This is a genomic window from Bacillus infantis NRRL B-14911 (assembly GCF_000473245.1).
Taxonomy (GTDB): Bacteria; Bacillota; Bacilli; order Bacillales; family Cytobacillaceae; genus Bacillus_AB; species Bacillus_AB infantis.
Map to the genome: position 1 here is coordinate 3006598 of NC_022524.1, position 12250 is coordinate 3018847.

Annotated in this window: 9 protein-coding genes; all 9 read right to left on the reverse strand. The window is 48.6% G+C overall.

Going from position 1 to position 12250, the window contains the following annotated elements; translation table 11 throughout:
• Positions 1 to 148 precede the first annotated feature (148 nt).
• The 9 genes from N288_RS15245 to N288_RS15285 all read right to left on the reverse strand — a co-directional run bounded on the left by N288_RS15245 (position 149) and on the right by N288_RS15285 (position 12234).
• Positions 149 to 925 (reverse strand): class I SAM-dependent methyltransferase, encoded by a 777-nt coding sequence (locus N288_RS15245; RefSeq protein ID WP_035403329.1) that lies wholly within the window; start codon positions 923 to 925, stop codon positions 149 to 151.
• 117 nt (positions 926 to 1042) lie between these two features.
• A complete protein-coding gene (locus N288_RS15250) occupies positions 1043 to 1477 on the reverse strand; it encodes a BrxA/BrxB family bacilliredoxin (RefSeq protein ID WP_022544102.1) in 435 nt (144 codons plus the stop codon).
• 75 nt (positions 1478 to 1552) lie between these two features.
• Positions 1553 to 3265, reverse strand: coding sequence for a dihydroxy-acid dehydratase (gene ilvD, locus N288_RS15255; RefSeq protein WP_009795674.1), 1713 nt, complete (start codon positions 3263 to 3265; stop codon positions 1553 to 1555).
• A gap of 205 nt (positions 3266 to 3470) precedes the next feature.
• Complete coding sequence (locus tag N288_RS15260; protein ID WP_022544103.1) at positions 3471 to 4601, reverse strand: conserved virulence factor C family protein; 1131 nt, start codon at positions 4599 to 4601, stop codon at positions 3471 to 3473.
• A gap of 82 nt (positions 4602 to 4683) precedes the next feature.
• Complete coding sequence (locus N288_RS15265) at positions 4684 to 6564, reverse strand: ABC-F family ATP-binding cassette domain-containing protein (RefSeq protein ID WP_009795671.1); 1881 nt, start codon at positions 6562 to 6564, stop codon at positions 4684 to 4686.
• On the reverse strand, positions 6561 to 7205 hold the full coding sequence (locus tag N288_RS15270) for an HD domain-containing protein (RefSeq protein ID WP_009795670.1): 645 nt from the start codon (positions 7203 to 7205) through the stop codon (positions 6561 to 6563). The genes N288_RS15265 and N288_RS15270 overlap by 4 nt, the downstream gene beginning before the upstream one ends.
• Positions 7206 to 7347: 142 nt before the next feature.
• Entirely contained in the window at positions 7348 to 8196 is an 849-nt protein-coding gene (locus N288_RS15275) for a DegV family protein (protein WP_009795669.1), read from the reverse strand.
• An 82-nt stretch (positions 8197 to 8278) separates the two neighbouring features.
• On the reverse strand, positions 8279 to 9139 hold the full coding sequence (locus N288_RS15280) for an amidohydrolase family protein (RefSeq protein WP_009795668.1): 861 nt from the start codon (positions 9137 to 9139) through the stop codon (positions 8279 to 8281).
• Positions 9136 to 12234, reverse strand: coding sequence for a GNAT family N-acetyltransferase (locus N288_RS15285; RefSeq protein ID WP_009795667.1), 3099 nt, complete (start codon positions 12232 to 12234; stop codon positions 9136 to 9138). The genes N288_RS15280 and N288_RS15285 overlap by 4 nt, the downstream gene beginning before the upstream one ends.
• Between the last annotated feature and the right edge of the window lie 16 nt (positions 12235 to 12250).

Genomic DNA, 12250 nt, shown 5'->3' on the forward strand with positions numbered 1-12250 from the left:
TAATAATGGAGTGGGAAATTGTTTTTGTTGCTGTAAGCCTGCTGATGCTGGGATATTTTGTATTCCTGTCGATTACGGATTAAAATGCAAGCAAAATAAAAACCAAGGCGCAGGGGAATCCCTGCGCCTTGGTTTTTATTTTGCTTGCTTATTTTTTTCTTTCCAGAACTCCAAAGTGAAAGCGGGAAGATTTCCGCCGGTAAACCTCAAAGCCGAAGGTGCTGAATCTTTCGCTCCGGAAATGGTCTTTCAGGACGACCCTCTTCCGCGAAACCCTTTTGGCTTCTTCTATCAGCTCCCCGGACAGCCCATACACAGCAAACTTAGCCAGTTCCTTGATTCCGTCGGAGTCCAACAGTTTTTCCTCGAACATGGGGTCAAAGTATACAATATCTGCGGACTGGTCCTGCCTGCCCTTCAAGTAGTCAAGGGAGAGAGCACTGATGACCTCGACCCTCTCCATCGCCTCATCCATTTGCGGAACTCCGGATTTCCAGGTTTTAAGCCCCTTCTCTGCGAGATAAGCAAGGAAGGGATTACCTTCCACACCGGTCACTTTACCGGAAGGACCGGCTGCATAGCTTGCGATGATGCTGTCTGAAGCAAGGCCGAGCGTGCAGTCCGCCACTGTGTCCCCGGGCTCGATTTTCGCTGCTTCCAAAAAAGGGTCAGACTCGCCTCTCATCAGCCTTTTTATCCTGAATGCTGCGGAATTCGGATGAAAGAAGTACGGTGAGCTTTTTCCATATGAAAATAATTCGAGCCTGTTTTTGCCATATACGATGCAATCATCCTTCCACTGCTCCTGCAGTGAAGAGACAGAATGGCTCTTTCGGGGATGAAAGGCGACGCCAAGTTCAGCTGCCGCTTCTTTTGCCGCCTGGATCATGCCAGGGCTTGTCCTGCCCGCTGTAGTTACAAACATCTTTTCTACCTTCCTGACTGAATAGTAATAATCTCTTTTTGTCACCAAGATATTTCTCTTTTGAGAAAAGGCAAAAAATGCGAAAGGATGCCTTTTACGGCATCCTTTCTGTGTTGTTCAGCAGTTTTCCTCAAATGCAGCCAGAAGATTTTCCATGATGGTCTCCATCGGGAAGCCTTCAATATCATGGCGCGGGATAAAGTGTACAACTTCCTTTCCCTTCATTAAAGCCATGCTTGGTGAAGAAGGCTCAATCCCATCGAAATATTCACGCATCTTTGCTGTCGCTTCTTTATCCTGCCCGGCAAATACAGTGACAAGGTGATCAGGCTTCTTTTCAGCATGCATAACAGCCTGGGTCGCAGCAGGACGCGCCAGTCCGGCCGCACATCCGCAGACAGAGTTAACAACCACGAGCGTTGTCCCTTCTGTACTTTCCATAAACTGTTCAACCTCATCTTCTGTTGTTAGCTCATTGAAGCCTGCGCGTGTAAGCTCTGCACGCATCGGCTTTACCATCTGCCTCATATATTCTTCATATGCCATAGACATGTTTGATTGCCTCCTTTAAACGTTTGCAATGATAGCATACTATAACATCAGCTCTGATTGCAATTGGAGGGCACTCTACACTTTAAGCGGCCTGGCAGCAGGCTCTTCCTCAAAATGGTCAGTGACAGCCCCCCTTGAAGCGGAGGAAACGAGCCTTGTATACTTAGCCAGGGCTCCGCGGGTTAAAAGCGGCGGCGGATCCCAGGATTTCTTCCTCTCTTCCAGTTCAGCAGGAGAGACATCCACTTCAAGTGTCTGTTCGGTGCTGTCAATAGTAATCCTGTCACCTGTCTGTATTAGGGCAATCGGTCCGCCGACCTGTGCTTCCGGAGCGATATGTCCTACCACAAGGCCATGGGTACCTCCCGAGAAACGCCCGTCTGTCAGCAGGGCCACACTTTCGCCAAGACCTTTTCCTACGAGGATGCCCGAAATAGAAAGCATTTCCGGCATGCCAGGCCCGCCTTTTGGCCCTTCGTACCTGATAACCAGTACATCACCAGCCTGAATGTCACCCTTCAGGACAGCATCTGTAGCAGACTCCTCATCATCAAACACCTTGGCAGGCCCGGTGTGCCTGGTGACCTTCAGGCCGGATACCTTCGCTACGGCGCCTTCCGGGGCAAGATTGCCTTTCAGGACTACAAGCGGCCCGTTTTCCCGAAGAGGGGCATTAAGCGGGTAAATGACCTTTTGGCCAGCTTTCAGATCTTCTGCTTCTTCCAGATTTTCAGCGAGCGTCTTGCCCGTCACAGTCAGACAATCGCCGTGAAGCAGCCCTTCCCTCAGCAGCATTTTCATAACTGCACTGACTCCTCCTGCTTCATGGAGATTCTGCATGACATATTTTCCGCTCGGCTTTAAATCGGCTATATGGGGGACCGTTTTCTGAAGGCGGTTGAAGTCCTCAAGTGACAGATCCACTTCAGCAGAATGGGCGATGGCCATCAAATGGAGGATGGCATTTGTCGAACCGCCCAAAGCCATCACGACAGTAATTGCATTCTCAAACGCTTCCTTCGTAAGAATATCCCTTGGCCTGATATCCTGCTCCAAAAGGCGGTAGACTGCCTTTCCTGCTTCATGGCAATCCTGCCGCTTTTCATCTGTTTCTGCCGGATTGGAGGAACTGCCCGGAAGGCTCATTCCCAGCGCCTCGATAGCGCTTGCCATCGTATTGGCTGTGTACATTCCGCCGCAGGAGCCGGCCCCCGGACATGCATGGCATTCGATCTCATTGAGTCCAGCTTTATCAATGGCCCCACCATTGAACTGTCCTACCCCTTCAAATACTGACACAATATCGATATCCTGTCCCTGCAGCTTGCCAGGCTTGATTGTGCCCCCATACACAAAAACAGCAGGCAGGTTCATCCTTGCGATGGCCATCAGGCAGCCGGGCATATTTTTATCGCAGCCTCCAATGGCAACAAAGCCGTCCAGGCTTTCACCCCCAACGACCGTTTCAATGGAATCAGCAATCAGGTCGCGGCTCGGAAGGGAATACCTCATCCCCTCTGTTCCCATGGAGATTCCGTCAGAAACAGTAATCGTATTGAATACAAGCGGAGCTCCCCCGGCTTCCCTGGCACCGTCCTTCGCCTTGAATGCAAGTTCATTGATATGTATATTGCACGGAGTCACTTCGCTCCATGTGCTTGCAATGCCGATCATCGGCTTTTTGAAATCTTCATCCGTGAACCCTACTGCCCGCAGCATCGCCCGGTTTGGTGCGCGCCTTTCATCCTCGCTGATTACATGGCTTTTTATTCTAAGATCTCTTCCCAATTATGAGCCCTCCTGAAAGATTTTCTTTTCAATATAGAGGACTTTTTCAGCAATTGCAATAATTTTCACAAAATTTAATGATTTTTTATTGCTAAAAAGCAGATTAGCACTAAAGCAACACAGTACAACTCAGGAAATAAGGAAGAAGGATCCTGAACGTTTTGTCCAGGACCCTTCATCTTATCTATTAAAGTATGTTTAAAGATCAGCTGTTTTGGTTCCTGGCTTCGGTCATTTGCTTCCACACAGAACCCTTGGCCTCTTCACCCTGTTCAATCCGCTCAATGGCCATCTTGATCTGCATGCTGACTTCAAATTCAGGATCCTCTTCAGCATCCTTTAATGCCGGGAGCGACTTTTCAGTACCTTCTTCATACAGGAACATGGCTGCACGCCAGCGGACAAGCTTGCTCGGATCCTGGAGGGCATCCATCATTGCTTCCTCTGCTTCAGGAAAACCAAGATCTGATAAGCAGTCACCCGCCGTTCTCCTTACAGTTACACTTTTATCCTTCAAAGCTTTATATAGATATGGAAGAACACTTTTGTCTTCGATCATCCCGAGATAAACGGCTGCCAGCCTGCGGATTGAAGCCTTTTCGTCTTCAAGCGCCCTTTCGAGGACAGGATAATCCTCCACCCCCGGATCTTCCATCTGTTCCATCAGCTGATAGCGTATCCGCCAATCACTGCTGTCAAGATCCTCAGGCGACAGCTTCCTTTTTGTCCTAGCAGGCCTGCTGTCTGCAGCTGCGCCATGCTTGCCTTGCTCGATAAGGCTCTTCAGCCTGCTTTCAGGATAGGCTGCCAGCAATTCTTCAAGAATATCCTGCCCGACCTGGTCCATATCCCCGTACCTGACACCAAATTCCTTCCACTTTCTGCTCATAACAACATTATCATCAGGCTGCTGAACTTCACGCACTGCCTGCACGTAAGCTTCCGGCAGTCCAAAGCGCTTCTCTTCAGTTCCATCAGTCAGTTTGATCTGCATCGGGATATCTTTGTACATCTGCACCTGGACTTTTACCTCGCCATAATGCTCATTCAAGGCTGCCTCGCCGCCTGATTCTTCTGCTTCCTCTCCGAATGCCTTACGGACTTGAGGGAGAAGCTCTTTCCAGTCAAATTTTGCATTTCGTTCAACCGCGAGGAAATCTGCTACATGATATACCCCTTTGATTCCTTCTATCTGAAGGATATCCAAAACAACCTTTGGCGCTCCATCTGTCTTGTCCTTTTTATAATTATTGCTTTTGCCCATAGGCAATTCTTCGTCAAGGATGATTTTCATCGTATTCGGGCTTGGTGTAGGCTCAATTGATTTTATTTTCAATGATGGTTCCTCCTCATGATTCGATAGAATTTGTTTCATCTTAACATATGGGACCAGCCCATTGCCGGCCCTCTGCTTGCTCTCAGCCCTCTGCGAGCTCGGCCAGATAGCTCCATCTTTCAATAAGCTCTTCAAGCTGCTCATTTAAACTTGCTTCTTCCTCGAGAAGTTCATTTGCCTTCATAAAATCGCTGCCCGTTTCTGCCATCTCACCGGCAATTTCCTCAAGGCGCTTTTCTGCCGCGGCAATCTTTCCGTCGATGCTGTCCCACTCTCTTTGCTCATTGTAGGACATGCGCTTTTTCTTCGGCTTTGCCTCCTGCTTTGGTTTAGGTTCCTGCTTCACGCTCTTTGGCTTTGCCTGCTGCGGCTGGCTCTCAATATACTCTGTATAGTTTCCATAGTAAGAGCCGACTCTGCCTCCTCCTTCAAGGATGAGCAGCTGCTCTGCCACTTTATCAAGAAAATAGCGGTCATGAGAAACAGTTATGACCACCCCTGCAAAATCGTCGAGATAGTCTTCAAGCACGGTCAGTGTCTGTGTATCCAGATCATTTGTCGGCTCATCCAGCAAAAGGACATTCGGCTCCGACAAAAGGATTTTCAAAAGATAAAGCCTTCTCTTTTCCCCGCCGGAAAGCTTCCTGATCGGTGTTCCATGGGTGCTTGACGGGAAAAGGAACCGCTCTAGCATCTGCGCTGCCGAAATCGTTTTGCCATCAGAGGTATGCACGACCTCGGCTGTCTCCTTCAAATACTCGATCATTCTCTTATTTTCGTCCATGTCCTCGCTTTCCTGCGTATAATAGGCAACTTTTACTGTCTGGCCGATGATCCGATCCCCTGAATCCAGGGGGATTTTGCCGGCTAGTATATTTAGGAGCGTGGACTTTCCTGTCCCGTTTCTGCCGATAATCCCGATTCTGTCGCCCGGCTTGACCAGTAAGCTGAAATCATCAAGCACAACCGTGCCGCCAAGCGCTTTGAAAGCATCCTTCAGCTCAAAGACCTGCTTTCCGAGCCTGCTTCCGGATAAAGCCATATCGAGCTTTTCTGATGCTTTGACAGCAGACAGGGTGTCCTCCAGCTGATCAAAGCGCTGAATCCTTGCTTTTTGCTTGGTGGTCCTGGCTTTTGCACCTCTTCTGATCCATTCAAGTTCCCTGCGGAATAGATTTTTCTGCTTTTCTATCGTAGCAGCCTCGTTTTCCTCCCTGACGGCCTTCGCTTCAAGGAAAGCGGCATAATTGCCCTTATAGCTGTAAAGACTTCCTCCATCCAGTTCAAACATTCTGTTTGTGACCCGGTCGAGAAAATAACGGTCATGCGTGACCAGCAGGAGCGCGCCATTGAATCGGCTAAGATATTCTTCCAGCCACTTGACGGTTTCATAATCAAGATGGTTGGTCGGCTCATCAAGAATTAGAAGATCCGGAGACTGGATCAGCACCTGTGCAAGGGCAACCCTCTTCTTCTGCCCTCCGGAAAGCTCCCCGATTTTCCTGCTGTATTCCTCGATGCCGAGCCTGCTTAAGATTGCCTTCGCGCTGGCATCCGCTTCCCAGCCATCCAGCTCATCCATCCTTTTCTGAAGAGCAAAAAGCTTATCCTGGAGACCGGTATCCTCAGGCGAAGCTCCGAGTCCCGCCATAACCTGTTCATATTCCCTCAAAAGGCGGAATATCGGCGCATCCCCTTCAAATACCTGCTCAAGCACTGTCAGTCGGGGATCCAGCTCAGGCTTCTGTTCTGAGTAAGACACTTTATAATCTTTCGGGCATACAATCTCCCCTGAATCCGGTACATCCACTCCAGCCACGATCTTCAGCAAAGAAGACTTTCCAGTTCCGTTGACGCCGATCAGTCCTACTCTTTCATTTTCAGCTATCGTGAAAGAAACATCCCGGAAGAGCTGCTTTTCCCCATAAGATTTTGATAAGTTTTCAATTGAAATCATCTTCATGACTGACCATTCCATTCCCTGTAAAATTCATTTAAGTATAATTGCATAAATTCATGGCGCTGTTTTGCCATCTCTTTAGCTGTATCCGTATTCAGAAGATCGCGGAGCTTCAGCAGTTTTTCATAAAAATGATGGATGGAGGAGGTTTGCCCATTCCTATATTCCTCCTGTGTCATTTCTTCCCTGGCTGAAAGTGCCGGGTCATAAAGGGCATGGCCTTTCATCCCGCCATAGGCAAATGCCCGGGCAATCCCGATTGCACCAATGGCATCCAGCCTGTCTGCATCCTGGACAATCCTTGCCTCATGAGATTCTGCCTTTATGCCGGAGCCCCCTTTGAAGGAAACAGAGGCGATAACCTCTTCCAGCTGCCTTTGCAGTCCAGTTTCAATCCCTGCCTCCCTAAAAAAGCTGCGGAGCCTGTCCCATCCTTTTTCCTCATCGGCATTCAGCTTAGCATCGGGTATATCATGTAAAAGGGCTGCCATTTCAATAATGAAAGCATCTCCCCGTTTCTCCTGCCTCTGTATATATAACGCATTTTTCCTGACTCTATCTATGTGATGCCAGTCATGCCCTGAAGCATCCCGGCCAAGCTCAGCGCGGACATACCGCTCTGCCTGCGAGATTATTTTTTCCATTAACACGCACCTCTTTCCTGCTGATGCTTATTTTATCATGAAAAGGAGGAGGATGTTTCTTCTCAGCTATATCTGCCTTTTATGTGAGCAAAACATCAAAAGAAAAAACCTTGCTGCTGTGCAAGGCTTTCCGCTTACTGATTTATTTCAGCCCGTTGAACCAGCTGAATCCAATGGTATTTTCCCCGGCATGAACCCCGATGGTGGCTCCAAGAGGGAAGGCGCTGAACTCGATTTCCTGAAAGCTGGCCCTTAGATCTGCCATCCACTCTTTTGCCTCTCTGTCATATAGGCCATAAAGAATGAAAACCTCCCGGAAACCATGCTGTTCATACGCTTCCTTGAGCAAGGCCTTCATCCGTTCCCTGGCCTTCCTGATGCTCCTTGCCTTTTCTTTTATGCTGAGTGCCCCGCCGCTAATGGCAATGATCGGCTTAATGCTCAATAGGCTGCCAAAATAGAATTGCAGCCCGGACATCCTTCCGCTGCGATGAAGCTGTTCGAGGCTCCCGACAAGGACTAACGTCTCCGATGTGGATCCGATTTCCTCGATCCTGCGGGCTGCTTCGCTGCTCTCGATCCCTGATTCTGTCAGAAGCATCCCTTCCTTTATCAGCCTCGTCAAAGGATAAGATAAGATACCCGAATCGACTGTATAGACAGGTATGTTCACCAGCTGTGCTGCCTGCTGGCTGGATGAAACAGTCCCGCTGAGCTTCGCAGATACAAGGACAGCCACAATGGAATCATAGCTTTCTTCAAGCTCTTCAAAAAGAGCCTGAAAAGAGCCCACAGAAGGCTGTGAGGTCTTTGGAGGCGAAGAAAGTGTCTTCAGCCGCCTGAACAGGTCTTCAGCGCTCATGGTCCTCCCCTCTATATACTCCTGGCCATCCATGATGATTGTCATCGGTACAACATAGACATCCGGGTGCGCCGCTAATTCCTCATCCAGGCATGCTGTGCTGTCGGTAACCCATGCCACTTTTCCCATCAGGTTTCCTCCTTGCGGTAATTATGTATTTCTATATTTTTTTATAAACGGCTATCCCAGGAAAAAGGATAGCCGCACACTGTTATTCTTCCGGCAGAAAAGCCGCGATCCTCGGAAATAGTTTCAAGGCATTGTAGTAAAATACCTTTTCATGATGCTCTTCAGGGATAAGATCCTTGATAAACTCAATATATGGAGCTATAGGGATCAAGGGCCAGTCGGTCCCAAAGATCAATTTATCATATGAATCTGCAAACTCAATCGCGTGGCGAAGGTGGTCAAGGAACCGCCCTCCGCTCCTTTTCTTCAGTTCTTCTTCCGTACCCACTATCAGTCCTGAGAGATCAGCGTATACGTTCGGATTCTTATAGATGATTTCAGCCCCCGTCAGGGTCCAGGGGTCGCCGAAATGAGCCATCATGAAATTGACATTCCGGTGCCTGACAGCCACTTCATCGATGGCAAGAGGATGGGAGTACTTCAGCAGCCCTCTTTCTGAATAAGTGTCGCCAGTATGAAAGACAACCGGCACACTGTATTTCTCAGCAAGTTTATAGACTGGTTCATATACTTCGTCATAAGCGTAAAAAGGATAATAGCCCAGGTAGATTTTAAATCCGACAGTCCCGGGGCGCTGAATCACGTCTTCCAGCCTTACAAGCGCCTCAGAATCCATATTGAATGGATTTATGCCGGCGCAGGCCACTATTATATCCGGCTGGGATTCAGCCAGGTCCAGCATCATCGGCGTCCTTGCATCATGGTCCGGAAAACCCATCCCGTTTGTTTCCTCAAGGCCCATGCCGATTCCGAGCAGGACACCTGCATCCCGGTACTCAGCAGAAATCCCTTTATAGGAATAATCAACAAACGAAAGGTCTCTTGCTGTTTCATGAAAAGATTTAATTTGTGAAAAATGCATATGTGCGTCTATTATTTTCATTCTGTCTCCTCATTGATGAAACTGATTTTCTGCAGCCTATCCAGCAGCTTCCCGGATAAATCCCTTCTGTCAAACAGCATGAATACCGGTTTCGTCTGGCTATCCCGCCCTCCGGAGCTGAATGGCTGCCTTGATATAAGCTGGCATGCCTCTTTGTTCATATATGCCTCATTATGGTCAGCCATGCTGTTTGCTACCATATAAAGCTTTTCTTCTGCATGTGTGCTGCAGACGGATGAGCCATTCCCCAAAAAGAGAACATTCTCGCCCTTTCCTGCTGTATAAAAGCCATTCTCATCTGCTTCGTCCGGCCTGATCGAAAGGTCTTCAAGCTTTCCGCCCATCAGGAAAGCATCCGTGACAGCGTACTCACCGGCAAGGAGCTTGCCGCCCGCTTCCTCTATTCTGAGAAATGACCCGATCAATGGTACACCTGGGAGCATGAGATAATATTGTGCAAATGTAAGTCCCTGCCATACAGGATGCTCTCCAAGCCTTGTTGTAACCTTGAGTCCCTGCCACAATTCCCCTGAATTATCCCGGACCGCAGCTGCCCCCGCCTCTGTCTGGCCTTTGAGGATAGAGAAAACATTCAGTTTTGAAGGAATTGTCTTCATTCCTCCGCCCCAGGGATTCCACCAGCCTTTTGCCTGCAGTGAAGGGAAAGAGTGGTCCAGCCATTTTCTTCCGTTCACAGAGATGGAGAACAGTCCAGGATAGAAGCCTGGAGCCGATTTGATTTCCACTGGCCCGTTTACTGCTTTTGCCACTTTTAATCCGGCTTTCTCTTCCCATGATATTTGCACTTCTCCTCCAGGCATCAGAACGATGCTATCGATTTTTTCGCAGCTGCTGCCTTCCTCAAGAACTGCAGACACAATGCTGATTCCTGCTTTTTCCCCCAATGCAACGCTGGTTTTATAATCTTTTCCTCCCTCAAGCCTAATCTCTTCAGCTGCCTTGACCCTGCCGTCAGCCGAAATGGATAGCTTCCCTTCAATCGGCTGTAGCCTGTGATTGATTAAAGTCAGGTCTGCCGCATATTTTTCATCAAGGCCGCATACTGAAGTGATGATCATCTCCTTCTCAGGGGCTGTACTTTTTTTATCAGCTAAAGGGGAGCTGGTTGCAAATGCTGCGAATTCTTCCCAGGACTGGAAGGCCCCAATTGATAGATAAACAGGTTCGAGGACCGCTTTTTCTTTCGCCTGGATCTCACCGGTCTGGAATTCAATTGAAAGCTGCCAATTATCCGGCACCGCCTTGGCGCTTTCCGGCCAGGCAAGCCCTACCGGTTCCCCTCCTTGTCCTGCGAAATACCAATTCCCTGACAGAGAGCTGAAGTTGACATCTCCATACAGAAGCTCCTTCATATCTGAAAACGCAACTGCTTCCCCGTCCAGCGGAAACACCATCTCCCTGCCTTCATGGTACATCGACTGAGAGATATACAGCTGTTCAACAGGCTCTTCCCTGCCATTTTCACATTCCATCCACCTCTTTACAAGTCCTTCAGCATATAGGGATGTAAAGATGCTAAGCTTGATTCCAGGCAAATTCTCCGAAAGAAATGCAAGCTTATGGGTTACAGCTGCCCCATCTTTATACCACTCTGCAGATACAGGCTTCTTTTTGGTGAATTCTGAGGTATATGGCTTCCCCAGTTTCGGCTGGAAGAACGCAAATGGCTGATCCATTTTCTCGCTTCGGCCGGCTTTCACAGTATAGTCACGCTTTCTGATATTCACCTGGCTGTTGCCATTGAAGATATGCCAGTATTCCTCTGTCTCGCCGCCAAATTGGCTGCCAAAACCCTTCAGTGCAATGCCGGCTTTCTTTTCAAACTGGAACTGGCCGCCTTTAGAACCAGTTAGAGCCACCTGCAGCAGGTGCTCAGAAAAACCATGCTTCTTTACCTCAGCTGGAAGGAAGATGCTTTTCCGCTCTTTCGGTTTCAAATCAAGAATAATTTCTTTATATTCAGGAATGAGATTCTCTGTTTCCGGAATCCGGATTTCCACGTTTACATCTTCCGGCAGATTATTTTTAACCTCGAAAGCAACCTCTGCCTGTTTTCCCTGGTAGCTTAAATGTCCAAGAAGCGAGGCAGTAACATCGGCCGGCTTTTTAGGATGGAGGCCCAGCTTCAGTGAACAGCTCCTTCCATTTATAGACAATTCCACTTCTGCAGATGGGTGCGTCTTCCAGGAGTCAGGCGCTTCCCCTTCTCTGATGTCCAGCACTCCTGCGATGACCTCTTCGCCAGAGACCACTAGGGACGCTGTTAAGCTGCATTTCACGCGCCCGCTGTCCTTCCCGGCTGCTTCAACCGCAAGCGGATTTCCGGATTTATTGACAATCCTTAAGGAAATGGACTCTTTCCGCCCCTCAATCAGCTGGTGCCTGTTTAAAACAAGTTCAGCCAGGAATTCATCTGTCTCAATCAGGCGCATGCCCCTTCCTGAACGTTCAAATTGGACTCTTGCATGAGTTCCTTCATCTTCCCACTCATAATCATAATAAGTGAAGCCATTTTCGTTTTTCCCATCAGGCTTCACTTCAATTTTCCTCGAGCTTGAACTGTACCAGTCCAGCTTTTCAAAAACAGGCTTCAAAAGCGGCGTATTCAGAACAGCGGGAATAAAGTTCATCAAGTGAGTGGAGTCGTCTCTGTCTTCCCAAAAGAATCCGCATTTTTTATACAATGGCACAGCCTTCGTATTGCCTGGCCAAGTATACAGGTCCAGACGCGGCCACCCGAGCTCCACAGTCTTTCCAAGTGCCTCAAGAACAAGGAGCTTGCCGATTTTTCTGCCATGATAATCAGGCCGCACATTCAGGAGAGGAATATAAAGCGCACCTTCATCTTCCTTATATTCTGAAAGTCCGCAATAGCCTACGACCTCTTCCCCATCCAGGGCGATATACAGTTCGATATTATCCGAGTTTTCCTCTTTCGTCTTCACTTGCTCCCCTGTCATCACCCGGTTGTCGCCGCCCCAGCTATCGCGGCTCATATTCCACATTTTTGCAACTGCATCCGCCAATCCAGGCTGGTAGGGGACCACCTGTATCTTATTCATCACTTTTTCCATGTCTCTTCCTCCTCGA